Below are 26,235 nucleotides of genomic sequence, written 5' to 3'. Positions count from 1 at the left end.
CTCCCACGCCTCGGTCAGGTGTTTCCCTAGATAGTTCGTGGGGTGCATGAATTAGGATGCCACCGGGATTTAGCGCTAAATCAACTCCGAAGTGATGGCGCGTTGCGTTGAAAGGTTTCGAGACATGACCGGTCATCGTGGTTCAGTCCGGGCGATCGCGCCCCCGCATTTCCTTCGTCTGGCGCTGATGGGGATGGCGTTCTCCTGCAGCGCTTCCGTTCTGGCCGCCACCGGCAACGGTGACCCCACGGACACCAACATCAACTACGTCGGACGCTGGGACAAGAGCAGCAGCGCCACGTATCGCAGTTACTGGAACGGCTCGTACCTGTCCACCAGGTTCACCGGCACCACGGTGAAGGTGAAGCTGGCCGAGAAGACCGTCTTCATGGCCATCGTGGACGGCGTTCCCACCACCTACTGGGATGCCGTCGGCACCATCAACCTGACACCCACGCCGCTGGCCAACGGAACGCACTCGCTCAAGATCGTCGCCAAGTACGAGAAGACGGAATTGCCGTTCCAGGGCCTGGTGCTGGACGCCGGCGCCGTCACGGTGCGGCCCGACGCTCTCCCGCTCGTGGAGTTCGTCGGCGACTCCATCACCTCCGGCGTGACGACGACCGACGTCGCGGTCTCGGACTACGCTTGGCTCACCGGCGAGCGGATGGCCGCCGATCACACGCAGGTCTCCTATCCCGGGATCACCCTGTCGGACGGGTATCACTACTCGGACAACACCTTCCCAGGCATGGAGTCGCTGTACTTCAAGCTGTGGCAGGCCAACCGCTGTCCCGACGTCGCGTGCACCGGCAACCCGGCCTGGAACTTCGCCAACTACACGGCCAGGCTGGTCGTCGTGAACCTGGGCAGCAACGACTCGTTCAACTCGGTGCCCACGGCCACGTTCCAGAGCCGCTACACCGGCTTCCTGCAGAACATCCGGGCCAAGTATCCGAACGCGGACATCTTCGCGCTGCGCACCTTCGGCGGCTTCTACCAGGCCGAGACGCAGGCGGCGGTGACCGCGCGCGTCAATGCGGGCGATGCCAAGGTGCATTACATCGACACCACCGGCTGGCTGGATTCGTCCAGCGGGTCCACCGACTTCACCGACGGCCTGCACCCCAGCGACACCGGCCACGTCAAGGTGAGCAACCGCCTGCTGCCGATCCTGCTGCCCTACCTGGGCCGGGTGACGCGCAACGACACGAGCTTCAGCTACGACAACACCGCGAACTGGCCCAGTGGCAGCCAGACCGGCGCCTACCAGAACGACAACCATTGGTCCGGGCTGACCAGCGCCTACTACCAGGTGCCCTTCAACGGCACGCAGGTCAAGCTGTATGGCGGTCAGGCGCCGGCGCACGGCATCGCCGCGGTGTCCATCGACGGCGGCGCGGAAGTCGCCATCGACACCTACTCGGCCGCTCGCAAGGATGACGTGCTGCTGTGGAGCAGCCCCGTGCTGGCGGCGGGCGGCCACACGCTGAAGGTGCGGGCCACCGGCATGAAGAACGCCAGCGCGTCGAACACCTTCGTCACGGCCGACCGCGTGGACGTGATCGACGGTGGCGTGAACCTGCTGAGCAACGCTGGCTTCGAGAACGGGCTGGGCGGCTGGTTCACGGGGTCGCAAGCGGGCGCGGTGTCCACCGCCACGACGCGGCCCAATTCCGGCGCATCCCACCTGGTGCACAGCGGCACGGGGGCGTATTGGGCCTACACCGCCCAGACCCTCACGGGCCTCCCGAACGGGCTGTACACGGTGAAGGCCTGGGTGCGAGGCACGGCCGGACACCAGCTGTACGTGAAGAACTTCGGCGGCAGCCAGGTGGCCGTCGCCACGGTGGCGTCCGATGGCTACACGCAGCTCACTCTCAGCAACATCAACGTGAGCAACGGGAACGCCGAGATCGGGTTCTGGACGAGCGACTCGACGGGCACCGGCTGGCTCAACGTCGATGACGTGACCTTCTACAAGCAGTAAGGCGAGTCGCGAGCGCGGTCCCGAGGGGGCGATCGGCGCGGGGCTCCTGAGGCGACTCGGGGGCCCTTCCACCTTTCATCGCTCGAACCGGTATCCCACCCCATAGATCGACCGGATGCGGTCCGTCCCCGCGCCGGCCTTCTCGAGCTTGCGGCGCAGGTTCTTGATGTGGCTGTCGACCGCGCGCTCGGTGACCTCGCGGCCGTCCACGTGCAGCAGGTCCAGCAGCTGGGTCCGCGCGTAGACGCGCCCCGGCTGCGTCGCCAGGATGTGGAGCAGCCGGAACTCGATCGGCGTGAGGTCCAGCGGCTGGCCGCGCCAGCTCGCCTTCCAGCCGGATTCATCGATGGACAGCGGCTCGCTGCCCGCCGCGAAGGCGGCCACCGCGGCCGCCGTTTCCACTTCGTGCGCGCGGCTTCGGCGCAGCGCCGCCTTCACCCGCGCCATCACCTCGCGCGGGCTGAACGGGTTCTTCGCGATGTAGTCGTCCGCGCCGGTCTCCAGGCCGGCCAGCCGGTCCGACTCGTCCGCCCGTGCCGTCAGCATCAGGATGGGCACGCTGCTGACCGCGCGCAGCTCGCGGCACAGCGTCAGCCCGTCGATGCCCGGCAGCATCAGGTCCAGCAGGATCAGGTCGTGCCGCCGCGCCGTCCAGGCCGGGATCACCTCGCGCCCGTCGGCCACGCATTCGGGCTCGTGCCCGGCCGCGCGCAGGTAGTCCGCCAGCAGCGCCGCGAGCTTGGGCTCGTCCTCCACCACCAGCACCCGCGAGGGCCCCGGTTCCATCGGCATCGGCGCCAGGCCTGCCGCGCGCTCAGCCATGGACCGGCAGCTCCACCCGCATCCACAGGCCGCCCAGCGGCGAGGGACGCGCCTCGATGCGGCCCTCGTGGGCCTCGGCGATGCGCTGGCAGATCGACAGCCCGAGCCCGGAGCCGCCGCCGCGCCGGCTGCGCGAGGCATCGACGCGGAAGAAGCGCTCGAACAGCCGCGGCAGGTGCTCCGGCCCGACGCCGGGCGAGGTGTCCTGCACGTCGATCACCGCATGCTCGCCGCTGCGCCGGGCGCTGATGCTCAGCGCGCCGCCGGCATCGGTGTAGCGGCAGCTGTTCTCGAAGAGATTGCCCAGCAGCTGCCGCAGGCGGCGCTCGTCGCCGAAGACCCGCAGCGGCTGCTCGGGCAGGTCCAGCCGCAGCGACAGGCCGCTGCCGTGCAGGCGCTCGCCGAAGGCGCCGGCCGTCACGCCGATCAGCTCGCGCAGGTCGACCTCGGACTTGCGGTAGGCCAGCGCGCCCACGTCCGCCATCGACAGCTCGTGCAGGTCGTCGACCAGCTTGTGCAGGATGGCGACCTCGCCCTGCAGCGAGCGCAGCGCCTGCGCGTCGAGCTTGCGCACGCCGTCCTCCAGCGCCTCCAGCTCGCCGTGCAGCACGCCCAGCGGCGTGCGCAGCTCGTGCGAGACGTCGGCCAGGAACTCGCGCCGCATCGCCTCGTTGCGCTGCAGGGTCAGCGCCAGCTGGTTGAAGTCGCGCTGCAGGCCGGCGATGTCGTCGTTGCCGCGCGTCTCCCGCACCCGCACGCCGAAGTCGCCGGCGGTCAGGCGGTGCGTCGCGTCCGCCACGCGCCGCACCGGCTGCAGCAGCCGGCGCGAGATCCAGTACGCCACCCCGGCCGCCAGCAGCACCGCCGCGCCGCCCACCACCCAGGCCGAGCGCAGCTGCGCGTCGTAGAAATGCTTCTCCGCGCCCGGGCTGACCGATTCGATCGGGGTCAGTGTCAGCCAGCCCACGGTCAGGCCATCCACGATGATGGGCCGCTCGATCGTCGGCTCGACCGGGCCGGCATAACCGGCCACCCGCTCGCGGTTCTCGTCGAAGAGCGTGAAGCGCCGCGTCGCGCCGGTCAGGTCGGCCGGCCCGTGCTTGACCGCCGGCATCTCCGCCTCCGGCACCAGCGGCCGCAGCAGCCGGCCCCACAGCTCCGGCTTCTGGCGCAGGAAGTCCCAGCTGCGGCCGTTCTCCCGATAACCAGCGGTGACGCTGGTGCGCGCGAGTTCCAGCCGGTTGACCGCCTGCTCGTTGAGGTAGCCGATGAAGTCCCGGTTCAGGTTGATGTGCGAGAACACGCCCATCGCCAGCGCGACCGCCATGGCGGTGCTGAAGACGGCGATGAACAGCCGGGCGGTGAGCGTGAACGGGAGCTTCATCCAGGAGAACGGGGCGGCGAGTGGAGTGGGGCGGGCCGCATGATGACCGGCGCCGCGTGCGGCAGGCAAGCCGTCTGGGCGGAGCCCGCGCGGCGGATGCGATCTTCAAGGTGTCTCCACATTCGTGGGCCAGCATCCGCCGCCATGCCGAAGATTCTGACACCCTGCGCGCGGGCGGCCGGTCCGCGCGCGTCGATGCCGCGTCCCGCCGCGCTGTCCCTGCTGGTCGCCTTTGCGGCCGTCCTCGCGGCTGTCCTGGCCGCCGGCTGCGGCGAGAAGAAGACCGCCGCCGCCGCGCCCGCGCCGCCCGAAGTGGGCGTGGTCATCGTCGCGACGCAGGATGCGCCGCTGGCGCTGGAGCTGCCTGGCCGCCTGTCGGCGAGCCAGGTCGCCGAGATCCGCCCGCAGGTCAGCGGCATCGTCCAGAAGCGGCTCTTCGAGGAAGGCACGACGGTGCGCGCCGGCCAGGCGCTCTACCAGCTCGATGCCGCCAGCTACGAGGCCGAGCGCGCGCGCGCCGCGGCCGCGCTGCAGAAGGCCGAGGCCCAGGTGGCCGTCGCCCGCACCCGCGCCGAGCGCGACGCCGAGCTGCTCAAGGCCGACGCGCTCAGCCGCCAGAGCGCCGACGACAGCGCCAGCGCCTTGCGCCAGGCCCAGGCCGACGTGGCCGTGGCCCGCGCCGCGCTCGACGCCGCGCGCGTGCAGCTGGACCGCACCCGCATCGCGGCGCCGATCTCCGGCCGCATCGAAGTCTCCACCGTCACCGCCGGCGCCTTGGTCACCGCCAACCAGACGCAGGCGCTGACCACGGTGCAGCAGCTCGATCCGATGCATGTGGACATCGTCCAGAGCAGCGCCGAGATCCTGCAGCTGCGCCGCCAGCTCGAGGGCGAGGGCCCGAACGGCCAGGGCAGCCGCCAGATCCGCGTCGTGCTCGAGGACGGCACCGTGTACGCCCGTCCCGGCACCTTGCAGGTCAGCGGCGTGACCGTCGACCGCGGCACCGGCGCGGTGACGCTGCGCGCGGTCGTGCCCAATCCGCAGGGCATGCTGATGCCCGGCATGGTCGTGCGCGCGCAGCTGCTGGCGGGCGTCGACCGCGACGCGATCGTCGTGCCGCAGCAGGGCGTCACCCGGTCGCCGACCGGCGAGGCGACCGCGCTGGTCGTCGGCGAGGGCAACAAGACCGAGCTGCGCCGCCTCGTGCTCAAGCGCGCGATGGGCAACCAGTGGGTCGTCGCCAGCGGTTTGAAGCCGGGTGACAAGCTCGCCGTCGAGGGCCTGCAGCGCGTGCGGCCCAACCAGGTGGTGACGCCGGTGCCAGCCGGCGCCGGCAAGAAGAAGGGCGGCGAGCAGCCGGGCGCCCCGGCCGGCGGTGCGGCCAGCGCGGCGTCCGTCCCCGCGTCTGTCCCCGCGTCCATGGCGGCTTCGGGCCCGGCGTCGGGCGGGAGCCTCTGATGGCCGCCTTCTTCATCGACCGGCCGATCTTCGCCTGGGTGCTGGCCATCGTCGTGATGCTGGCCGGCATCGCCGCGGTGCTCGGCTTGCCGCTGGAGCGCTATCCGGACATCGCGCCGACGCGCATCTCGATCAACACCAGCTACCCCGGCGCCTCGGCCAAGGCGATCGAGGACTCGGTCACCCAGGTCATCGAGCAGAACCTCAAGGGCATCGACGGCCTGTTCTCGATCGAGTCCACCAGCAATGCCTCCGGCGGCGCCAACACGCAGCTGAGCTTCGTCGCCGGCACCGATCCCGACCTGGCGCAGATGCAGGTGCAGAACAAGGTCTCGCAGTCGCTCTCGCGGTTGCCGCAGGCGGTGCAGGCGCAGGGCGTGCGCGTCACCAAGGCGGGCTCCGAGCCGCTGATGGTGGTCATGCTCACCAGCGACGATCCGAATGTCAGCTCCGCCGACCTCGGCGACTACCTGTCCAGCACGCTGCAGGACATCATCAGCCGCATCGAGGGTGTCGGCGACATCAACGTCTTCGGCTCCGGTTATGCGATGCGCATCTGGCTGGACCCGGCGCGGCTGCAGCGCTACGCGCTGGTCCCGGGCGACATCCGCAACGCGCTGCTGGCGCAGAACACCGAGGTCTCGGCCGGCCAGCTTGGCGCGCAGCCGGTGCCCGAGGGCCAGCGGCTCACCGCGATCATCACCGCGCGCGCCAAGCTGCAGACGCCGGAGCAGTTCCGCAACATCGTGCTGCGCGTGCAGCCGGACGGCTCCGCGCTGCGGCTCAAGGACGTGGCCCGGGTGGAGCTCGGCCGCGACAGCTACACCACCAACGTGCGCAGCAGCGGCGTCACCGCCGCCGGCATGGCCATCGTGCCGGCCAGCGGCGCCAATGCGCTCAAGACCGCCGAGCTGGTCAAGGCCAAATTCAAGGAGCTCGAGCCCTTCTTCCCGCACGGCATGAAGGTCACCTTCACCTACGACACGACGCCCTTCATCAGCGTCTCCATCGAGGGCGTGGTCCACACGCTGATCGAGGCGATGGTGCTGGTGGTCGTGATCATGTACCTGTTCATGCAGAACCTGCGGGCGACGCTGGTGCCGGCGATCGCGGTGCCGGTGGTGCTGCTGGGCACCTTCGGCGTGCTGGCGCTGGCGGGGTACTCGATCAACACGCTGACCATGTTCGGCCTGGTGCTGGCCATCGGCCTGCTGGTCGACGACGCGATCGTGGTGGTCGAGAACGTCGAGCGCCTGATGCGCGAGGAGGGCCTGAGCCCCCGCGACGCGACCCGCGCCAGCATGAAGGAGATCAGCGGCGCGCTGGTCGGCATCGCGGTGGTGCTGTCGGCGGTGTTCATCCCGATGGCCTTCTTCGGCGGCTCCACCGGCGTGATCTACCGCCAGTTCTCGATCACGGTGGTGAGCGCGATGGTGCTGTCGGTGCTGGTGGCGATGAGCCTGTCGCCGGCGCTGTGCGCGACGCTGCTCAAGCCGGTCCACAAGGGCGAGCATGCCGCGCATGGCGGGCCCTTCGGCAAGCAGCTGGACTGGTTCTTCGGCGGCTTCAATTGCGGCTTCGACCGCTTCACCGAGCGGTATGTGTCGCGCGTGCGCTGGCTGACGGCGCGCGGCGTGCGCGGCTTCATGGTCTACCTGCTGCTGATCGCGGGGCTGGCGGCGCTCTACAAGACGCTTCCGACCTCCTTCCTGCCGGACGAGGACCAGGGTGGCCTGCAGATCCAGGTGCGCATGGCGCCGGGCGCCACGGCGGAGCGGATGGAGGCCGTCGCGCAGAGCATCGAGGCTTACCTGGCCGACCAGAAGGAAGTCCAGTTCTACAACATCGTGCGCGGCGCCGGCGGCGACCAGGGCTCGGGGCAGGGCTTCATCCGCCTGACCGACTGGTCCGCGCGGACCGGCAAGGCGCAGGGCGCAGGCGCGCTGGCCGAGCGCTTCAGCCGCGAGCTCGGCAAGCGCGTGCGCGACGCCAACATCTTCGTCGTGCAGCCGCCGACGGTGCGCGGCCTGGGCGGCAGCGCCGGCATCCAGCTGTTCCTGCAGGACCTGGGCGGCGTCGGCTCGGAGGCGCTCATCGCCGCGCGCGACCGCCTCATCGACCTGGCCAACCAGCGGCCCGAACTCAGCCGCGCCCGCACCAACAGCCTGACCGAGACGCCGCAGCTGCAGATCGACATCGACGACCACAAGGCGGGCACGCTGGGCGTGACGACCTCGACGATCAACGACACGCTGTCGATCGCGCTGGGCAGCAGCTATGTGAACGACTTCCTCGACCGCGGCCGCGTCAAGCGGGTGCTGGTGCAGGGCGAGGGCGCCTACCGCGCCGATCCCGAGGCGCTGCGCTTCTGGTACGTGCGCAACGCCAGCGGCGAGATGGTGTCCTTCAGCGCCTTCGCGAAGGCGGGCTGGACCAACGGTCCGCGCCAGCTGGTCCGCTACAACGGCAGTGCCGCCTATGAGATCCAGGCCGACGTCGCGCCGGGCGTGAGCTCGGGCGCCGCGATGGCCGCGATGGAGCAGGTGCTGCGCGAGATGCCGCCGGGCATCGGCTTCGAGTGGTCCGGCCGCAGCTACCAGGAGCGGCTCTCCGGCGACCAGGCGCCGATGCTGTATGCGGTCTCGGTGCTGTTCATCTTCCTGTGCCTGGCGGCGCTGTACGAGAGCTGGTCGGTGCCCTTCAGCGTGATGCTGGTGGTGCCGCTGGGCATCATCGGCGCGCTCGCGGCCAGCCACCTCGGCGGGCAGATGAACGACGTGTTCTTCCAGGTCGGCCTGCTGACGACGGTCGGCCTGTCGGCGAAGAACGCGATCCTGATCGTCGAGTTCGCCGAGACCCTGCTGGCGCAGGGCATGGGCCTGCTCGACGCGACGCTCAAGGCCTGCCGGCAGCGATTGCGGCCGATCCTGATGACCTCGCTCGCCTTCATGATGGGCGTGCTGCCCCTGGCCTACGCCAGTGGCGCGGGCTCGGGCTCGCAGCGCGCGATCGGCGTGGGCGTGCTCGGCGGCATGGGCAGCGCGACGCTGCTGGGCATCTTCTTCGTGCCGCTGTTCTACCTGTGGGTCAAGCAGCGCTTCAGCCGCATGACGAAGACCGGGACCGCCGGCGACGCCGGGACGAGGCCGACCGACGAGGGCCATCACGCCGCTGGCGATGCGGCCGGGCCGGAGGCGCGGACATGAGGCGCGCGCGTGCATCCATGAGCTTGACGACCCGATGCGCGGCGATCGCGCTGCTGCTGGGCCTGGGCGCCTGCGGCAGCCTGGTGCCGTCGACCGATACACCGCGTCCGCCGCTGCGCGAGGACTTCCGTCCCGCGTCCGCAGCGTCCGCCCCGACATCCGCGGCATCGGGCGCCGGCTCGGCCTTGGCCTCGGCCGCGACGCCCACCGCGACCCCGACCGCGAACGCGGCCTCGACCGAGGCATCGACCGCCGCCGCGCACGAGTGGCGCGGCTTCTTCGCCGACGCTCGGCTGGACGAGGTGGTGGCGCTCGCGCTCGACCAGAACCGCAGCCTGCGCGCGAGCGCGGCCGCCGTCGAGCGGGTGCGGGCGCAGTACCGGATCACGGCGGCGGATCGCCTGCCGGAGATCGGCCTGGGCGCTTCCGCGACGCGCCAGCGCACGATCAACGGCGAGGGCGCGACAACCACCTACGGCGTCAACCTCGGCCTGGCGAGCTACGAGATCGACCTGTTCAACCGCTTGGGCAGCCTCGAGGGCGCGGCGTTGTCGCGCTTCCTCGCCGAGCAGGAGACGCAGCGCAGCGCGCGGCTGAGCCTGGCCGCGGAAGTCGCGACCGCGTGGCTGTCGCTGGCGGCGGCGCAGCAGCGACTGGTGCTCAACCAGGCGCTGCGCCACAGCCAGCAGCGCTCCCTCGACCTGGCGGAGCGGCAGTACGCGCTGGGCGCGGCGTCCGGCCTCGACCGCGCGCGGGCGCGCACCGCCTTCGAATCGGCGCGGGGCGATGCGGCGGAAAGCGTCGGCGCGGTCACGCAGGCACGGCTGCAGCTGGAGCTGCTCGTCGGGCAGCCGGTGCCTGATCGCCTGCTGCCGACCCCGCAGCCCGCGTTGCCCACGGTGACCGCGCTGCCGGAGCTGCCGGGCGGCCTGCCCGCCGAGGTGCTGCTGCAGCGCCCCGACCTCCGCGCCGCGGAGCAGCGCCTGCGCGCGGCGGCCTTTGACGTCGGTGCCGCACGCGCCGCGCGTTTCCCGCGCCTGACCTTGACGGCCAGCGCCGGCACGCGCAGTCCCGACCTGGATGGCCTGTTCAAGAGCGGCAGCGGCGTGTGGAGCCTGGTCCCGCAGATCGACCTGCCGCTGTTCGATGGCGGAGCCCGGCGCGCTCAAGTCGAGGTCAGCGAGGCCAGCCGGCGCGAGGCGCTGGCGAACTACGAGTCGGCGCTGCAGTCCGCGTTCCGCGAGGTCGCGGACGCGCTCGCGGTGCGCGATCAACTGGCCGAGCGGCTCGATGCGCAGCAGGCGCAGGTCGACGCGGCGGCGCAGTCGCTGCGCCTGGCCGAGCGCAGCTACCGGCTCGGCGGCAGCAGCCAACTGGAGCTGCTGGACGCGCAGCGGCAGTTGACCACCGCCCAGCGCGCGCTGGTCACGCTGCGCCAGACCGAGCAGGTCAATCGCGTCGCGCTGCTGCGCGCGCTCGGCGGCCGGTGGACGCCCTGATGAGGTGACGCGGTGACGCGGTGGTGATGCGGTGGTGACGCGGGCCCGGTCGTGTCGATCACGACCGAGGCTTTTCCCTCATGGATCGACCCGGTGCCGCGCCGGAGCGAACTGGCCAAGAATGCGGGGACACGAACCACACCATTCTTGTTTCAGGGAGCGAGGGATGAATCGAATTCGCGCAGGGCGGCTGACCGCCTGGGCGAGCCTGTGCGCGCTGGCCGCGCTGGGCCTGATGGGAACGGCGCAAGGCGCGCCCGCAGGGCAGGCCACGGCGGCCACGACGGCCGCCTCACCACCGCCGATCGCCGACTTCTTCCGCGACCCGCAGGTGCGTCGCCCCAAGCTGTCGCCGGATGGCCGCGCGGTCGCGATGATCGTCAGCAACTCGGAGAGCGAGCGCAGCGCGCTCGCGGTGATCGAGCCGGACCAGGGCAACCGCATCACGGTGGTGGCCAGCTTCACGGACTCCGACATCGCCTTCTTCGACTGGGTGGGCAGCGACCGGCTGGTCTACACCTCCGGCAAGGACGAGGCCGGCAGGCGGCGCGACGGCAACAGCGCCGGCCTGTGGACCGTCAAGCGCGACGGCAGCGAGCGCCGGCAGTTGATCCTGACGCGCTACGCGCAGGAGAGCCGGCTCGAGTCGCGCATCATCACGCGCGCGCTGCCCTTCGAATGGTTCCTCTATGACGTGCCCGATGACGACAGCGGTGAGGTCATCGTCGGCTACGGCCGTTACGACGCGCGCTGGGACCTGAAGTCGGTCCAACTGGCTCGCCTGAACATCGAGACGCAGCAACGCCGGACGCTGGAGGCCAAGTCGCCGCCCAACGTGGTCCGCTGGGAACTCGACCCCGGCGGCGAGCCCTGGGCGCTGCAGACCCACGACGAGGACCGCGAGGCGCTGTACTTCAAGACGGCCGAGGGCGCCTGGACGCTGGCGCAGTCCGGCGACTGGGTCAACTCGCCCACGGCGGAGCCGCTGGCCTCCGACGGCCGCGGCCTGCGCCTGGTGGTGGCCGGCACGCCGGCGGGCACGCAGGCGCTGTACCGCATCGATCCCAAGACGCTGAAGCAGGAGGACGAGCCGCTGGTCTCGGTGCAGGGCTACGACTTCCAGGGCGAGGCGGTCTTCGACGCCGAGAGTCGGCGCCTGCTGGGCCTGCACTATGAAAACGACGCGCCGTCGACGCACTGGTTCGACCCGACGCTCAAGCGCATGCAGGCCGAGGTCGACGGCGCGCTGCCGGGCCGCATCAACCGGCTGGCCTGCCGGCGCTGCCTCAAGACGGGTCGGGTGATGGTGACCTCGATGTCGGACACGCAGCCGCCGGAGTACTTCCTCTACGACCAGGGGACCCACAAGCTGCTGGCCTTCGGCGCCGCGCGGCCGTGGATCCGCGCCGCGGAGATGGCGCAGGTCGACCTGTCGCGCGTGCGCGCCCGCGACGGGCTCGAATTCCCGGTGATGGTCACCAAGCCCCGCGGTGCCGCGGCCGGCCCGCGTCCGGCCGTCATGCTGGTGCACGGCGGGCCCTTCGTGCGCGGCACCTCCTGGGGCTGGAACGCCTTGCCGCAGTTCCTGGCCTCGCGCGGCTATGTCGTGATCGAACCCGAGTTCCGTGGCAGCAGCGGCTATGGCGACCGGCTCTTCCGTGCCGGCTGGCGGCAATGGGGCGAGGGAATGATCGACGATCTCAGCGATGCGCTGGCCTGGGCCGTCAAGCAGGGCCTGGTCGATCCGAAGCGGGTCTGCATCGCGGGCGCGAGCTACGGCGGCTACGCGTCGATGATGGCGCTCATCAAGGACCCGGGGCAGTACCGCTGCGGCGTGAGCTGGGCCGGGGTGACCGACCTCGACTACCTCTTCACCCTGGACTGGAGCGACGCGAGCGATGCCTCGCGCCGTTTCGGCATGACCGCGATGATCGGCGACCGCGTCAAGGAGGCCGAGCGGCTGCGGCGCACCTCGCCGCTGCGCCGCGCGGCCGACCTGAAGGCGCCGGTCCTGATCGCCCACGGCATCGACGATCGCCGCGTGCCGATCGACCACGCGACCGACTTCCGCCGCGCGCTCGAGCGGGCCGGCCACAAGGACGTCGAGTACGTCACCTACAACGGGGAAGGCCACGGCTGGCGCATGCTGGCCACGGACGTCGACTTCTTCGGACGGATGGAGCGCTTCCTCGCCAAGCACCTCGCCACGAGGGATCCCGCGACCCCGACCAGCGCGCAGTGAGACGCCCGGCCTCGCCGGGAGGCGAGGCCGGTGCCCGCGCGGCGCGGCGCGGCTTACCAGCCGATGGTGCAGGTCACCGTCGTCGGCGCGTTCGTGTGCGGCGAGGGGCTGAAGCTGCCGACGTCGTCGTAGGCGAAGCCATCGGCCAGTTCATGGCCATTGGCGTGGCCCTCGGTGCGCAGGGCTGTGCGATGTCCGGGCGGCCGGCGCGGGACGGGCGAGTGGCGGCATCGGTGCGGACCGACCTCGCTTATCGTCGTCCCGGACCTCGCAGCACGTCTCCGCCATGCCGCCCACGCCCACCCCCAACGCCGATCCCGCCGCCAGCTTCTCGTTCCGACGGATCGCGGTGCCGGCCTTCGGGCCGTCGCTGCTCTTCGGCCTGGGCGAGGGCGCCATCCTGCCGATCGTGCCGCTGATGGCGCGCGAGCTGGGCGCCTCGGTGTCGATGGCGGCCTTCGTGGTGACGCTGATCGGGCTGGGCTCGCTGCTCAACAACATCCCGGCCTCGCTGATCACGATGCGCTGGGGCGAGCGCTGGGCCATCGTGGCGGCTGGCGTGTGGAGCGCGCTCGGCATGGCGCTGTGCGTGCTGCTGCCGGGCGTGGTGCCGCTGGCGATCGGCTGCTTCATGGTGGGCATGTCGCAGGCGGTCTACAACCTGGCGCGCCAGAGCTATCTCACCGAGGCGGTGCCGGCCGTCTATCGCGCGCGGGCGCTGTCGACGCTGGGCGGCGTGATGCGCATCGGCATGTTCATCGGCCCCTTCCTGTCGGCCGCGGCGGTCCATGCCTTCGGCCTGTCGGCGGCCTTCGGCGTGGGCATCGCCGGCGTCCTGGCGGCGGCAGCCATCGGCGCGCGGCTGCCCGACCTGGAGCTGCCGCCGCACCTGGCGGGCGCGAGCGCGCCGGCGCCGGTCACGCTCGGCGCCATCCTGGCCGACCATCGCCGCGTGTTCCTGACGCTGGGGCTGGGCGTGCTGCTGGTCAGCGCGGTGCGGGCCTCGCGCCAGGCGGTGATCCCGCTGTGGGCGGACCACCTGCTGCTGGCGCCGGCGGTGACCTCGCTGATCTACGGCATCTCCGGCGGCATCGAGATGCTGCTGTTCTATCCGGCCGGACGCGTGATGGACCTCAAGGGCCGGCGCTGGGTGGCGGTGCCGTCGATGGCCCTCATCGGCCTGGCCCTGCTGGCGATGCCGTTCAGCACCGGGTTCGTCTCGCTGCTGGCGGCGGCGACGGCGATCGGCCTGGGCAACGGCATCGGGTCGGGCTTGATCATGACGCTGGGCGCCGACCACGCCCCGCGCCACGGCCGCGCCTACTTCCTCGCGGTGTGGCGCTTCCTCTCGGACCTGGGCGGCTCCTGCGGTCCGGCCTTGCTCTCGGCGCTGGTGGCGACCGCGTCGCTGGCCGGCGGCATCGCGGTCACCGGCGGGCTGGCGCTGCTGGCGGCCGGGATGCTGGGCGTGTGGATCCCGGCGCGAAACGCGGCAGCGTCGGCAACGCCTCCGCGCTGAGCCTGGGTCGCTGGCTTCGCGGTGAGGACCGTGGCGCGAAGCCCTACAGTCGCGGCATGTCGTCCGAACCCCAACCCCAAGCCGGATCGCCGCTCAAGCGGCTGCGCACCGAGCGCCTGCTGATGCGCGCCTCGGCGCCCGCGATGGCCGAAGCCATCATCGATTACCAGTCCCGCAACGCCGCGCACTTCGCGCGCTGGGACCCGACGCGGCCGGCCGATCATTGGGACCTCGAGCCCACTCGCGCACGCCTGGCGCGCGAGGAGGCCGGTTTCGAGGCCGGCACGATCTGGCGCTTCTGGTTGTCGCTGCACGAGGCGCCGGATCGCGTGATCGGCCAGTGCGCGCTCTCCGACGTGGTGCGGGGCGTGTTCCAGAGCGCGATGCTGGGCTACAGCCTGGACCAGGGCTGCGTCGGCGGCGGCCTGATGCAGGAGGCGCTGAAGTGCCTGCTCGACCAGGCCTTCGGGCCGGCGGTGTCGCTGCATCGGGTGCAGGCGTCGGTGAGGCCGGAGAACGCGCGCAGCCGCCGTGTGCTGGAACGCCTGGGCTTCCGGCGCGAGGGCTTCAGCCCGCGCTACCTGTTCATCGACGGCGCGTGGCGCGACCACGAGACCTTCGCGTTGATCAATCCGGGGTGGGGGGAGACGCAGCGGCCGGTGGCGTGAGCGGCAGTCCGGCCGGCGCGCTGTGAAGCGTTGCGTTCATGCCAACTCGCTTGAAATCGACCTGCTGGAGCGTGCCTAGACTGGCCTTCGGTCTCAGGTGAAGCGAGGGCGTGGTCAATGGAACCAGGCGATTTTGAGCAGCAGCTGTTCGCGATGTTCTATCGGGAGGTGAACGTCGTCGAGCGAAGGGGGCAGTTTGTGGTGTCGCTGCCTTTCGAAGGGCGGGACGGCGATAGCCCTGTCATCCATCTCGCACGGGAGAACGAAGGCTGGCGATTGAGCGACTCGGCCAATACGCTGATGCGCCTCAGCTACGAGAACGATTTGATGGAGCTTCTCAGCGGCTCATGTGGCGAGCATTTTCAGCGGGTGCTTCGAGAGTGCGGTGTCTCGGATCACGACGGAGAGCTGGTCGTCATCGTTGGCGTCAACGATCTGGTGCGAGGCTTGTTCCGGTTGGTGCGGTGCATCTGCCGGCTGGAAGATTTAGGGCTTAGAAGCCGTGGCCGCGATTTCGCACTGTCGAGTACTCCCTCCGCATGAGCATCTGCGCCGAGCTTCTTTGTCCGGGCATGCCGGCTCACGCAGGCTACGGAACTGTCTTGATCGATGAATCCTTGAAAGCCCCATGGTCCTTCGCTCGCCATTTCCTTCGCCGTACCGCCACGCCATCCCGTTGAGCGTCGTCGCGCTCGCCGCCATCGCCAGCTTCGCGCCGTCGGTGCATGCTCAAAGCTCGTCGCCTTCGGCGGCGGCATCGGCGGATCAGCTCCAGCAGGTCGTCGTCACCGGCACGCGCCGTGTCAATCGCACGGTCGCCGAGTCCGAGTCGCCTGTCGACGTCCTCAGCGCCGCGGACCTGCAGCGCACCGGGACCACCGAGCTTGCGACAGCGCTCGGGCAGCTGCTGCCATCGCTGAACTTCCCACGCCCGTCGCTGACCGACGCCTCCGACGCGGTGCGGCCCGCCCAGCTGCGCGGGCTCTCGCCCGACCAGACGCTGGTGCTGATCGACGGCAAGCGCCGCCACACCACCGCGGTGGTCAACATCAACGGCACGCAGGGCCGGGGTTCCGCGCCGGTGGACCTGAACACCATTCCGCTGGCCGCGATCGAGCGCATCGAGGTGCTGCGCGACGGCGCTGCGGCGCAGTACGGGTCCGACGCGATCGCTGGCGTCATCAACATCGTTCTGAAGAAGGGCGCGCGCGGCGGCGGCGTCAATACCGAGCTCGGCCAGACCGATGCCGGCGACGGCTTGCGGCACACCGAGTCCGCCAGCGCCGGATTCGCCCTGGGGCCGGACGGATGGATCCGCTTCGCGCTCGAGAACCGCCATCAGCAGCGGACCAACCGTGCCGGCGTCGACACCCGTGAGGCAGCGACCGAGCCGCGTTTCGGGCAGGTCAACAACCGGCTCGGCGATCCGGACAGCCATCAGCAGGCCGCCGTGCTGAACGCCGAGCTGCCGCTGGCCGGCGCGCTGCAGGCCTATGCCGTCGCCACGCTCAGCCATCGCGACACGGTGTCCGCCGCCTTCTGGCGCACCCGCGCCACCGCGGTGGCCAACAACGTCGCCGGCCTGTATCCCGAGGGCTTCCTCCCGCTGCAGCGCAGCACCACGGTCGACGTCGGCCTGATCGCCGGCGTGCGGGGCGAACTCGCCGGCTGGTCCTGGGATGCGAGCCTCAACCACGGCCGCAACCGCTTCGACATCGACGTCACCGACACCGCGAACTACTCGCTGGGCAATGCCAGCCCGACGCGCTTCGATGCGGGCCGGCTGAGCAACCAGCAGACGGTGCTCAACCTGGACCTCTCGCGCGAGCTCGACCTCGGCCTCGCCGCGCCGTGGACGCTGGCCCTGGGCGCGGAGGCCCGCCGCGAGCGCTACGAGATCGACGCCGGCGAGCCCGCGTCGTACCAGAGCGGCGGCGCGTCGGGTTTCCCCGGCTTCCAGCCTGGCAATGCCGGCGCGCATGCGCGCCGCGACGTGGCGGCCTATGCCAGCCTGGAAGGCCGGGTGACGCAGGCCTTCAGCGCCTCGGCCGCGCTGCGGGCCGAGCATTACGACGACTTCGGCGGCGCGAGTTCGGCCAAGTTGTCGGGCCGTTATGCCTGGTCGCCGGCCGTGGCGCTGCGCGGCACCGTGTCCACCGGCTTTCGGGCGCCGTCGCTGGCGCAGCGGTTCTTCGCCACCACCTCGACCAATCTGATCAACGGCGCGCTGGTGGAAGCGGGCACCTTCCCGGTCGAGTCCGCTGCCGCCGCGGCCCTGGGCGCGAAGCCGCTGAAGCCGGAGAAGTCCCGCAACCTCAGCCTGGGCCTGCTGCTGCAGCCGCTGGCGCAGTGGCAGACCACAGTGGACGTCTACCAGATCGACATCGACGACCGCATCCTGCTGTCGGCCAACCTCTCGTTGCCGACCGCGCTGCGGGACCAGCTGGCCGCGCAGGGCGTGCTGGTGAGCGCCGGGCGCTACTTCACCAACGCGCTGGATACGCGCACCCGCGGTGTCGATGTCGTGAGCACCTGGCAGCAGGACTGGGGCCGTGCCGGCCGCGGCCAGTACACGCTGGCCTACAACCACAACAGGAATTCGGTGCGCCACGTCGACGACAACCCGGCGCTGCTGAGCGCCAACAACCTGACGCTGATCGATCGCGTGACGCTGGCGCGGGCGACGGTCGGCTCGCCCAAGGACAAGCTGGTCGCGAGCGCGGAACATCGCTGGGGACCGTGGAGCGGCCGCGTGGCCGCGAGCCGCTACGGCAGTTTCGTCATCCGCCAGTCCAACGCGGCGAACGACCAGACCTTCGGCGCGGCCTGGCTGCTGGACGTGTCGGCGGGATGGGAGCAGGGCGCCTGGCAGGTCAGCGCGGGTGTCGACAACCTCACCGACCGCTATCCGGACCGGGTCATCGCCGCCAATGCCATCGGCGGGATCCTGGCCTACAACCAGTTCTCGCCCTTCGGCTTCAATGGGCGGCAGTACTACGCGAAGGTGGGTTATCGGTGGTGATCCACCTGGCGCGGAACCGGCCGGCGAGCGCCGGCCGCGGGCCTCAGACCAACCCCTGCTTGCTCGCCAGCACGGCCGCCTCGGCGCGGCTGGAGACGTTGAGCTTCTTGTAGATGGACTTGATGTGGTCGTTGACGGTGAACCACTTGATGCCCATCAGGTTCGCGATCTCCTTGATCGTGAAACCCTTGCTGAGGTAGGTCAGCACCTCGTTCTCGCGCGGGGTCAGGCGTTCCCATTCGGGCACCGGATCCAGCGTCACGCCGCGCCCGCTGGGCGTGGCCGTCGAGGTCAGGCTGCCGAAGCCGGAGTTCAGTCCCATCGGCCCTGAATCGCCGGTGGAGCCCGGCCGGAAATGCGACAGCAGCCGCCGCGCGATCGCCGGCGACAGCGGCGGCTGGCCGCGCACGATGCGCTGCAGTTCCTCGACCAGCACCTCGAAGCGGTCTTCCTTCAGCAGATAGCCGTCCGCGCCGCGCTGCAGGGCAGGGAAGAGGTGGTCGTCGTCCGAGTACAGCGTCGTGACGATCTTGACCGCCGGCTTGCCGGACAGCTCGCCCAGGAACTCCATGCCGTTGCCGTCCGGCAGCTCCAGGTCGATCAGGATCAGCTTGTAGCCGTTGCCGGCGCTGCCGTCGCTCTCGACCTTGGCGAGTTGCCGGCGGGCGCCTTCCAGGTCGCCGGCCTCGGTGATCTCCATGCCATCGCTGAAGCTTTCACGCACCACGCGGCACAGGAAGCTGCGGGCGACGGGGTTGTCTTCGACGATGAGAACTTTGACGGCCATGGTGTGGGGAGCAAAAGCTGCCCGCATCCTAGCAGCGGCCCCCCGGCTTGCATGCCCCGTGAAACAGGGTGTCGACGGGCGGTCAGCCGTTGACGACGACCAGCTTGCCCACCACCTGCCGCGAGGCCATGCGCTCGAAGGCCTGCGGCAGCGACGTCATCGGCAGCACCTTGTCGATCACCGGCCGGATCTTGCCGGCGGCATACCACTGCGCCAGGGTCGCCATCATCGCGGCGTTGCGCTTGGGTTCGCGCTTGGCGAACTCTCCCCAGAACACGCCCACCAGCGACGCACCCTTGAGCAGGGCCAGGTTCAGCGGCAGCGCCGGGATGGCGCCCTGGGCGAAACCCACCACCAGGTAGCGGCCGCGCCAGGCGATCGAGCGGAAGGCCGCTTCGGCCAGGTCGCCGCCGACCGGGTCGTAGATGACGTCGGGGCCGCGGCCCTCGGTGTGGGCCTTGATCTCGTCGCGCAGCGAGCCCTGGGTGTAGTTGATGGTGGCATCGGCGCCGATCTCCCGGCAACGCGCGCATTTCTCGTCGGACGAGGCCGCCGCGATCACCCGCGCGCCGGCCGCCTTGGCGATCTGGATCGCCGCCGTCCCGACGCCGCCGGCCGCGCCCAGGATCAGCACCGTCTCGCCCGGCTGCAGCGCGGCGCGGTCGATCAGCGCATGGTGGCTGGTCGCATAGGTGCAGATGAAGGCGGCCGCGTCCTCGAAGGGGAAACCCGGCGGCAGCGGCATGGCCAGCGCGGCCGGGACCAGCGCCTCGGTGCCGAAGCCGCCGGTGCCGGTGAAGGCCGCCACCGCGTCGCCCGGCTTGAAGCCGCTCACGCCGTCGCCCACCGCCTCGACGATCCCGGCGAACTCGGTGCCCGGCACGAAGGGCAGCGGCGGCTTCATCTGGTACTTGTTCTGGATGATCAGCAGGTCGGGGAAGTTCAGGCTCGCCGCCTTGATCGCCACCTTCAGCTGGCCCGGCCCGGGCGTGGGAGACGGCAGCTCCTTCCATTGCAGCGCCTCGACGCCGACGGGGTTCTCGCACAGCCAAGCCTTCATCTCTCGTCTCCTTGTCCAGGCCTCCGGCGGAGGGTCGGGGCGCATGATAGGCAGCGCGCCGCGCGGCCCGCGTCGCCGGGGTGACGGCCTGCCTACAATGCCGCCCCATGCGCATCCTCATCGCCAACGACGACGGCTACCTGGCCCCCGGTATCGCCGCCCTGGTCCGCGCCTGCGAAGGGCTCGGCACGGTGGAAGTCATCGCCCCCGAGCAGAACGCCAGCGGCACGTCCAACTCGCTCACGCTGCACCGGCCGCTGTCGGTCTACACGGCGTCCAACGGCTATCGCTACGTCAACGGCACGCCGTCCGACTGCGTCCACCTGGCGCTGACCGGCCTGCTCGACTACAAGCCCGACCTGGTGCTCTCGGGCATCAACAACGGCGCCAACATGGGCGACGACACGCTGTATTCCGGCACCGTCGCCGCGGCCACAGAGGGCTACCTGTTCGGCGTGCCCTCGATCGCGTTCTCGCAGGTCGAGAAGGGCTGGGGCCACCTCGACGCCGCGACCGCCGTGGTCCGGGCGCTGGTCCAGGACGTGATCGCCGGCGGACTGGACCGGCCCTTCCTGCTGAGCGTGAACATCCCCAACCGCGCCGACGCCGCCGCGCTGCCGCGCCGCATCACGCGCCTGGGCCGCCGCCACGCCAGCGAGGCCACCATCCAGCAGCGCAGCCCGCGCGGCGACATGATCTACTGGATCGGCCCGGCCGGCGCCGAGCGCGAGGCCGGCGAGGGCACCGACTTCCACGCCACCGGCAACGGCGCCGTCTCGATCACGCCGCTGCAGGTCGACCTCACCGAACACGCGACGCTGGACGACTGGCGCCAGCGGCTGCAGACCGCCGGCCGTCCATGACCTCGCTGCCGCCCCGGCCCAAGCGCTTCCCGCTGTCGCTGGACAAGCTCGCCCCGGCGCGCCCGGGCGCGCCGTCCGCGGCCGCGGCCGCCGAGGCCCGCGAGCCGCTCAAGCCGCAGGGCCACTGGCAGCAGGCCGCCGCCATCAAGGCGCGGCAGACGACGCCGATCGGCCTGGGGCTGGACTCCGCCGGCGTCCGCCAGCGCATGGTGGACCGCCTGCGCCGCGAGGGCCTGACGGACGAGCGCGTGCTGCAGGCGCTGGCGACGGTGCACCGGCATGCCTTCGTCGACTCCGCGCTGGCGACGCAGGCCTATGAGGACACCAGCCTGCCGATCGGGCACGGCCAGACCATTTCCAAGCCGTCGGTCGTCGGTCGGATGATGGCGCTGATGCTGGACGCGCCGGGCGCGCGTCAGCGCGGCCATCTCGGCAAGGTGCTGGAAATCGGCACCGGCTGCGGCTACCAGGCGGCGCTGCTGATGCAAGTGTCGAAACAGGTCGTGTCGGTCGAGCGGCTGCGGCCGCTGCACGACAAGGCCCGCGCGAACCTGGTCGGCCACCACCAGGTGCGGCTGGTTTACGGCGACGGCATGCTGGGCCATCCGCCGTCCGCGCCCTACGACAGCATCATCTCGGCCGCCGGCGGCGACGACATCCCCAAGGCCTGGCTGGACCAGCTCGCGCCGGGCGGCCGGCTGGTCGCGCCGATGACCGCGCCCAGCGGCCGCGGCCAGGTGCTGGTGCTCATCGACCACGTCCGTGACGCGGCGGGCTCGCGCTTCGTGCGCAGCCTGCACGAAGCGGTCCTGTTCGTGCCCCTAAAATCGGGGGTCCTGTAGCGCGGCAGCCTCACGGCTCCCGCGCTTCGGCTTTCGCAACGACAAACACGCGCGCATGCAACATCTCTTCCGTTCTCCGCTGCTTTGGGTCTCCGTGGTGGTGCTGGCGCTCACGGGCTGCCAGAACACACCGCATCGCGCGCCGGTGGAGGACCGCGCCGTCGGCAAGGGCGCGTCCGCGCAGTCCGCGATCCCGGGCACCGCGGTGACGCCCGCGCCGGAATCGAAACCGCTGCCCGGCGCCGAGAACGCCGGCAAGCCCGGCTACTACACCGTCAAGCCCGGCGACACGCTGATCCGCATCGCCATGGACAACGGCCAGGGCTGGAAGGACGTGGCGCGCTGGAACGGCATGGACAACCCCAACCTGATCGAAGTGGGTCAGGTCTTGCGCGTGGCGCCCCCGGGCGTGGATCCGACCGCGGTGACGACCAAGCCGCTGGCGAGCTCGAAAGTCGAGACCCGGCCGCTGGATGGCAAGTCCCCGGCTCCGGCGACGGGCAGCGCGTCCGCCGCCTCGGCGCCCGCCGCCGCCGCCGCGACGCCCGCACCCGCCACCCGCGACGATGACGACATCAGCTGGGGCTGGCCCGCTTCCGGCCCGGTGGCCGCGGGCTTCGACGAAGTCCGCAACAAGGGCCTGGCGTTCTCCGGCAAGCCCGGCGACCCGGTGTTCGCCGCCGCCGATGGCCGCGTGATGTACGCGGGCGCGGGGTTGCGCGGATACGGCAACATGATCATCATCAAGCACAGCACGAACTATCTGACGGCCTACGCGCATAACCAGACGTTGCTGGTGAAGGAAGACCAGGTGGTGCGCAAGGGCCAGAAGATCGCCGAGATGGGCAGCAGCGACGCGGATTCGGTGAAGCTGCACTTCGAGGTGCGCAAGCAGGGCAAGCCGATCGATCCGTCGAAGCTGTTGCCCGCGCGCTGAGGGCGCTCAAGGAGGCGCCGCAACATGACCTTGCAACGCGCCTCTTCGTCAGATGGACTCTCGCCCGACGGCCTGGACCGCCCCGGTCATCCAGGCCGTTTCAGATTGCCGCCCGAGCTGGCGGCCGAGTCCGCCGAGCCGGCTGACGACCATGACGCCGCCGCGCCGGCCGAGGGCGATGCGGCGGACAGTCCCGAGGTCGTGGCCGACGAGGACGATGAAGTCCGCGCGCTGCGCAGCGCCGAGTCCGAGGACGGCAAGAGCAAGTCCAGGAACGGCAAGGGCGACCTGGGTCCCGCCGACGGCGACGCGACCAACGCGCTGCAGGCCTACCTGCGCGACATCCGGCGCACCCCGCTGCTGACGCCTCAGGAGGAGTACGACACCGCCGTCAAGGCGCGCGCCGGAGACTTCGAGGCGCGCCAGGCGATGATCGAGCACAACCTGCGGCTGGTCGTCAGCATCGCCAAGAACTACCTGGGCCGCGGCCTGCCGATGAGCGACCTCATAGAGGAAGGCAACCTCGGCCTGATGCACGCGATCGGCAAGTTCGAGCCCGAGCGCGGTTTCCGTTTCTCGACCTACGCCAGCTGGTGGATCCGCCAGGCGGTGGAGCGCGCGCTGATGCATCAGGCGCGGCTGGTGCGGCTGCCGGTGCACATCGTGCGCGAGCTCAACCAGGTGCTGAAGGCGCGTCGCGCGCTGGAGGCGCTCGCGGCGCAGCGCGGCGGCGAAGGCGCGGTGCGCGCCGAGGATGTCGCGCAAGCGCTCGGTCGCCCGGTCGACGAGATCGCCGAGCTGCTCGCCTATGCGGAACTGCCCAGCTCGCTCGATTCGCCGGTGGACCGCAATGGCGACGGCGGCGAATCGATGCTGGACCTGGTCGCCGACGAGCAGGCGGTCGACCCGGCGGGCCACCGGCTCAGCCATGAGCTGGAGGACCTGCTCAAGAGCGGGCTGGCCTCGCTGAGCGACCGCGAGCGCGAGGTGCTCTCCGGCCGCTACGGCCTGGCCGACCGCGAGCCGGAGACGCTGGACATCCTCGCCGTGCGGCTGGGCCTGACCCGCGAGCGCATCCGGCAGATCCAGATCGAGGCGCTGGCCAAGCTCAAGCGCAACATGATGCGGCAGGGCATCAGTCGGGATTCGATCTTCTGATTCGCGGCGCTCGCCGTGACGCCCGCGCCGGACGTCGCTGGGATAATGCGCGCCCATGACTGATGTATCGGAATGGCTGAAGGTCGAGTCGCTGGACCTTGAAGCGCAGGGCGTCGCCCACAACAGCGAAGGCAAGGTCGTGTTCATCGAGGGCGCCTTGCCCGGCGAAGAAGTCCAGGTCGCCGTCGGCCGCAAGAAGAACAACTGGGAGCAGGCCGCGATGGTCGCGATGCGCCGCGAGAGCGCGCAGCGGGTGCGGCCGGTCTGCCCGCATTTCGGGCTGCATGCCGGCGCCTGCGGCGGCTGCAAGATGCAGCACCTGCATCCCGGCGCCCAGGTGGCGGTCAAGCAGCGCGTGCTCGAGGACAACCTGTGGCACCTCGGCAAGGTCAAGGCCGAGGCGCTGCTGCGCCCGATCGAGGGGCCGGCCACCGGCTACCGCTATCGCGCCCGCCTGTCGGTGCGCTACGTGCCGAAGAAGGGCCATGTGCTGGTCGGCTTCCATGAGCGCAAGAGCCGCTACATCGCCGACATGCAGGTCTGCAAGGTGCTGCCCGAGAAGGTCAGCGCGATGCTGCTGCCGCTGCGCGAGCTGATCGGCGCGATGGACGGCCGCGACCGCCTGCCGCAGATCGAGTTGGCCATCGGCGACAACGGCGGCACGCAGGTGATCGCGCTGGTGCTGCGCCACCTGGAGCCGCTGAGCGCGGGCGACGTCGCCCGGCTGCGCGCCTTCGCCGCCGAGCACGGGGTGCAATGGTGGCTGCAGCCCAAGGGGCCGGAGACGGTGCACCTGCTCGATGCGGACGGACCGGAGCTGGCCTACACGCTGCCGGAGTTCGGCGTCGTGATGCCGTTCAAGCCGACCGACTTCACCCAGGTCAACCACCACATCAACACGGTGCTGGTCGGCCGCGCGCTGCGGCTGCTGGGCGTGCAGGCCGGTGAGCGCGTCATCGACTGGTTCTGCGGCCTGGGCAACTTCACCCTGCCGCTGGCGACGCAGGCGCGCGAGGTCCTCGGCATCGAGGGCAGCGAGGCGCTGGTGCAGCGCTCGCGGGAGAACGCCAAGCGCAATGCGCTCGACCACAAGGCCAGCTTCGTCGCGCGCAACCTGTTCGAGATGACCCCGCAGCTGCTGGTGGCCGACGGCGCCGCCGACCGCTGGCTGATCGATCCGCCGCGCGAAGGCGCCTTCGCGCTGGTCAAGGCGCTGGCGGACCTGGTCCAGGACCCATCGCTGGCACCCGGCTGGACGCCGCCCGAGCGCATCGTCTACGTGTCCTGCGCGCCGGCCACGCTGGCGCGCGACGCGGGGCTGCTGGTCAACGTCGCCGGCTACCGCTGCGTGCAGGCCGGCGCGGTGAACATGTTCCCGCACACGGCGCACGTGGAATCGATCGCCGTCTTCGAGCGGGATCCGCAGGCGCAAGCGCAGGCCCAGGCCCAGGCCCAGGCCCGGACCGCGGCGCAGGGCGACGCCTCGCCGCCGCCGAGCGCTGGCTTCATCGCTTGATGAGGCTGGCGGCGGGCGGCGCGGGCGCAGCATGAGTCCTCGACCCGGGGCGCGCTCGTAGAATCGGCAGCTTCGGTTTCTCGCCTCGGCAGGTTCTCCAGATGTCCGGCAGCACTTTCGGCAGCTTGTTTCGCGTCACCAACTTCGGCGAGAGTCACGGCCCGGCCATCGGCTGCGTGATCGACGGCTGCCCGCCCGGGCTGGCGCTGTCGGTCGAGGACATCCAGCCCGAGCTGGACCGCCGCCGCCCCGGCACCTCGCGCCACGTCACGCAGCGGCAGGAGCCCGACCAGGTCGAGATCCTGTCCGGCGTCTACGAGGGCCTGACCACCGGCACGCCGATCTGCCTGCTGATCCGCAATGTGGACCAGCGCAGCAAGGACTACGGGAACATCCTCGACACCTTCCGCCCCGGCCACGCCGATTACACCTACTGGCGCAAGTACGGCCTGCGCGATCCGCGCGGCGGTGGGCGCTCGTCGGCCCGGCTGACCGCGCCGATGGTGGCCGCCGGCGCCGTCGCCCGCAAATGGCTGAAGCAGGAACTGGGCGTCCGGTTCCGCGGCTGCATGACGGCGCTGGGCGAGATCGACCTGGCCTTCGAGGGCTGGGAGCACGTCGGCCAGAACCCCTTCTTCGCCGCCAACGCCTCGCAGATCCAGGCGCTGGAGGACTACATGGATGCGCTGCGCAAGGACGGCGACTCGGTCGGCGCGAAGCTGATGGTCGAGGCCACCGGCATGCCGGCCGGCCTGGGCCAGCCGCTGTTCGACAAGCTCGATGCCGACATCGCCTACGCGATGATGGGCATCAACGCGGTCAAGGGCGTCGAGATCGGCGCCGGCTTCGACAGCGTGCGCCAGCGCGGCAGCCAGCATGGCGACGAGCTGACGCCGGCGGGCTTCGCCAGCAACAACGCCGGCGGCGTGCTGGGCGGCATCTCCAGCGGCCAGGACCTGCGCGTGTCGATCGCGATCAAGCCCACCAGCTCCATCCGCACGCCCAAGGCATCCATCAACCGCGCCGGCGAGCCCACGACGGTCGAGACCTTCGGCCGCCACGATCCCTGCGTCGGCATCCGCGCGACGCCGATCGCCGAGGCGATGCTGGCGCTGGTCGTCATGGACCACGTGCTGATGGACCGCGCGCAGTGCGGCGACGTCGAGCTGCCCATCCCTGCAATCGCCGCGGTCGCTCCGCGTCACCCCGACGCGGGCTGAAGCCGCGACCGGGCCCGCACGCCGGCGCGGTCCCCGTCCGCC

19 protein-coding genes are annotated in these 26,235 nt (G+C 70.9%); 15 read left to right on the top strand and 4 right to left on the bottom strand.

Going from position 1 to position 26,235, the window contains the following annotated elements; all coding sequences use genetic code 11:
* Positions 1-124: 124 nt before the first annotated feature.
* Positions 125-1,990: a GDSL-type esterase/lipase family protein gene (locus tag FHT38_RS11410; protein ID WP_183491835.1), complete on the top strand. Its 1,866-nt coding sequence runs from the start codon at positions 125-127 to the stop codon at positions 1,988-1,990.
* Positions 1,991-2,065: 75 nt separating this feature from the next.
* Here the strand turns inward: FHT38_RS11410 and FHT38_RS11405 are convergent, their stop codons facing one another.
* Complete coding sequence (locus tag FHT38_RS11405) at positions 2,066-2,812, bottom strand: response regulator (RefSeq protein WP_255488662.1); 747 nt, start codon at positions 2,810-2,812, stop codon at positions 2,066-2,068.
* Entirely contained in the window at positions 2,805-4,196 is a 1,392-nt protein-coding gene (locus tag FHT38_RS11400) for an ATP-binding protein (RefSeq protein ID WP_183491834.1), read from the bottom strand. The genes FHT38_RS11405 and FHT38_RS11400 overlap by 8 nt, the downstream gene beginning before the upstream one ends.
* A gap of 144 nt (positions 4,197-4,340) precedes the next feature.
* On the opposite strand from FHT38_RS11400, the gene FHT38_RS11395 reads away from it, so the two are divergent.
* From FHT38_RS11395 to FHT38_RS11360, 8 genes are all read left to right on the top strand, one after another.
* Positions 4,341-5,654: an efflux RND transporter periplasmic adaptor subunit gene (locus FHT38_RS11395; RefSeq protein ID WP_255488661.1), complete on the top strand. Its 1,314-nt coding sequence runs from the start codon at positions 4,341-4,343 to the stop codon at positions 5,652-5,654.
* Positions 5,654-8,860 carry an efflux RND transporter permease subunit gene (locus FHT38_RS11390; protein WP_183491833.1) on the top strand — a complete coding sequence of 1,069 codons (3,207 nt, stop codon included), beginning with the start codon at positions 5,654-5,656 and terminating at the stop codon, positions 8,858-8,860. The genes FHT38_RS11395 and FHT38_RS11390 overlap by 1 nt, the downstream gene beginning before the upstream one ends.
* Before the next feature lie 17 nt (positions 8,861-8,877).
* Entirely contained in the window at positions 8,878-10,359 is a 1,482-nt protein-coding gene (locus FHT38_RS11385; protein ID WP_183491832.1) for an efflux transporter outer membrane subunit, read from the top strand.
* Positions 10,360-10,525: 166 nt separating this feature from the next.
* Entirely contained in the window at positions 10,526-12,601 is a 2,076-nt protein-coding gene (locus FHT38_RS11380) for a S9 family peptidase (protein WP_183491831.1), read from the top strand.
* 286 nt (positions 12,602-12,887) lie between these two features.
* A complete protein-coding gene (locus FHT38_RS11375; protein ID WP_183491830.1) occupies positions 12,888-14,120 on the top strand; it encodes an MFS transporter in 1,233 nt (410 codons plus the stop codon).
* 56 nt (positions 14,121-14,176) lie between these two features.
* Positions 14,177-14,788 (top strand): GNAT family N-acetyltransferase, encoded by a 612-nt coding sequence (locus tag FHT38_RS11370; RefSeq protein WP_183491829.1) that lies wholly within the window; start codon positions 14,177-14,179, stop codon positions 14,786-14,788.
* 117 nt (positions 14,789-14,905) lie between these two features.
* Entirely contained in the window at positions 14,906-15,331 is a 426-nt protein-coding gene (locus FHT38_RS11365; protein WP_183491828.1) for a DUF1828 domain-containing protein, read from the top strand.
* Positions 15,332-15,416: 85 nt separating this feature from the next.
* Positions 15,417-17,810, top strand: coding sequence for a TonB-dependent siderophore receptor (locus tag FHT38_RS11360; RefSeq protein WP_183491827.1), 2,394 nt, complete (start codon positions 15,417-15,419; stop codon positions 17,808-17,810).
* A gap of 43 nt (positions 17,811-17,853) precedes the next feature.
* Here the strand turns inward: FHT38_RS11360 and FHT38_RS11355 are convergent, their stop codons facing one another.
* Positions 17,854-18,597 (bottom strand): response regulator transcription factor, encoded by a 744-nt coding sequence (locus tag FHT38_RS11355; protein ID WP_091724848.1) that lies wholly within the window; start codon positions 18,595-18,597, stop codon positions 17,854-17,856.
* A gap of 82 nt (positions 18,598-18,679) precedes the next feature.
* A complete protein-coding gene (locus FHT38_RS11350; protein ID WP_183491826.1) occupies positions 18,680-19,657 on the bottom strand; it encodes an NADPH:quinone oxidoreductase family protein in 978 nt (325 codons plus the stop codon).
* Positions 19,658-19,764: 107 nt separating this feature from the next.
* Between FHT38_RS11350 and surE the strand changes: the two genes are divergently transcribed.
* From surE to aroC, 6 genes are all read left to right on the top strand, one after another.
* On the top strand, positions 19,765-20,520 hold the full coding sequence (gene surE, locus FHT38_RS11345) for a 5'/3'-nucleotidase SurE (RefSeq protein WP_183479922.1): 756 nt from the start codon (positions 19,765-19,767) through the stop codon (positions 20,518-20,520).
* Positions 20,517-21,362, top strand: coding sequence for a protein-L-isoaspartate(D-aspartate) O-methyltransferase (locus FHT38_RS11340; protein WP_091724845.1), 846 nt, complete (start codon positions 20,517-20,519; stop codon positions 21,360-21,362). Before surE ends, FHT38_RS11340 begins: the two co-directional genes overlap by 4 nt.
* 55 nt (positions 21,363-21,417) lie before the next feature.
* The gene (locus tag FHT38_RS11335; RefSeq protein ID WP_183491825.1) at positions 21,418-22,299 is read left to right on the top strand and encodes a peptidoglycan DD-metalloendopeptidase family protein; all 882 of its coding nucleotides are present in this window, start codon (positions 21,418-21,420) and stop codon (positions 22,297-22,299) included.
* 24 nt (positions 22,300-22,323) lie between these two features.
* Positions 22,324-23,457 (top strand): RNA polymerase sigma factor RpoS, encoded by a 1,134-nt coding sequence (rpoS, locus tag FHT38_RS11330; RefSeq protein WP_183491824.1) that lies wholly within the window; start codon positions 22,324-22,326, stop codon positions 23,455-23,457.
* Positions 23,458-23,512: 55 nt separating this feature from the next.
* On the top strand, positions 23,513-24,973 hold the full coding sequence (gene rlmD / locus FHT38_RS11325) for a 23S rRNA (uracil(1939)-C(5))-methyltransferase RlmD (RefSeq protein WP_183491823.1): 1,461 nt from the start codon (positions 23,513-23,515) through the stop codon (positions 24,971-24,973).
* Positions 24,974-25,074: 101 nt separating this feature from the next.
* On the top strand, positions 25,075-26,193 hold the full coding sequence (gene aroC / locus FHT38_RS11320; RefSeq protein WP_183491822.1) for a chorismate synthase: 1,119 nt from the start codon (positions 25,075-25,077) through the stop codon (positions 26,191-26,193).
* The last annotated feature ends 42 nt before the right edge of the window (positions 26,194-26,235 follow it).

The organism is Mitsuaria sp. BK041, from assembly GCF_014193085.1.
Lineage (GTDB): Bacteria > Pseudomonadota > Gammaproteobacteria > Burkholderiales > Burkholderiaceae_C > Roseateles.
Note: the sequence above shows the minus strand (reverse complement) of the source record. Positions and strands in the feature narration are given on the sequence as shown.

Bases quoted from the DNA above. Each gene is read 5' to 3' on its own strand.
- FHT38_RS11410 (WP_183491835.1), top strand. From the start codon at position 125: ATGACCGGTCATCGTGGTTCAGTCCGGGCGATCGCGCCCCCGCATTTC.
- FHT38_RS11405 (WP_255488662.1), bottom strand. From the start codon at position 2,812: ATGGCTGAGCGCGCGGCAGGCCTGGCGCCGATGCCGATGGAACCGGGG.
- FHT38_RS11400 (WP_183491834.1), bottom strand. From the start codon at position 4,196: ATGAAGCTCCCGTTCACGCTCACCGCCCGGCTGTTCATCGCCGTCTTC.
- FHT38_RS11395 (WP_255488661.1), top strand. From the start codon at position 4,341: ATGCCGAAGATTCTGACACCCTGCGCGCGGGCGGCCGGTCCGCGCGCG.
- FHT38_RS11390 (WP_183491833.1), top strand. From the start codon at position 5,654: ATGGCCGCCTTCTTCATCGACCGGCCGATCTTCGCCTGGGTGCTGGCC.
- FHT38_RS11385 (WP_183491832.1), top strand. From the start codon at position 8,878: ATGAGCTTGACGACCCGATGCGCGGCGATCGCGCTGCTGCTGGGCCTG.
- FHT38_RS11380 (WP_183491831.1), top strand. From the start codon at position 10,526: ATGAATCGAATTCGCGCAGGGCGGCTGACCGCCTGGGCGAGCCTGTGC.
- FHT38_RS11375 (WP_183491830.1), top strand. From the start codon at position 12,888: ATGCCGCCCACGCCCACCCCCAACGCCGATCCCGCCGCCAGCTTCTCG.
- FHT38_RS11370 (WP_183491829.1), top strand. From the start codon at position 14,177: ATGTCGTCCGAACCCCAACCCCAAGCCGGATCGCCGCTCAAGCGGCTG.
- FHT38_RS11365 (WP_183491828.1), top strand. From the start codon at position 14,906: ATGGAACCAGGCGATTTTGAGCAGCAGCTGTTCGCGATGTTCTATCGG.
- FHT38_RS11360 (WP_183491827.1), top strand. From the start codon at position 15,417: ATGGTCCTTCGCTCGCCATTTCCTTCGCCGTACCGCCACGCCATCCCG.
- FHT38_RS11355 (WP_091724848.1), bottom strand. From the start codon at position 18,597: ATGGCCGTCAAAGTTCTCATCGTCGAAGACAACCCCGTCGCCCGCAGC.
- FHT38_RS11350 (WP_183491826.1), bottom strand. From the start codon at position 19,657: ATGAAGGCTTGGCTGTGCGAGAACCCCGTCGGCGTCGAGGCGCTGCAA.
- surE (WP_183479922.1), top strand. From the start codon at position 19,765: ATGCGCATCCTCATCGCCAACGACGACGGCTACCTGGCCCCCGGTATC.
- FHT38_RS11340 (WP_091724845.1), top strand. From the start codon at position 20,517: ATGACCTCGCTGCCGCCCCGGCCCAAGCGCTTCCCGCTGTCGCTGGAC.
- FHT38_RS11335 (WP_183491825.1), top strand. From the start codon at position 21,418: ATGCAACATCTCTTCCGTTCTCCGCTGCTTTGGGTCTCCGTGGTGGTG.
- rpoS (WP_183491824.1), top strand. From the start codon at position 22,324: ATGACCTTGCAACGCGCCTCTTCGTCAGATGGACTCTCGCCCGACGGC.
- rlmD (WP_183491823.1), top strand. From the start codon at position 23,513: ATGACTGATGTATCGGAATGGCTGAAGGTCGAGTCGCTGGACCTTGAA.
- aroC (WP_183491822.1), top strand. From the start codon at position 25,075: ATGTCCGGCAGCACTTTCGGCAGCTTGTTTCGCGTCACCAACTTCGGC.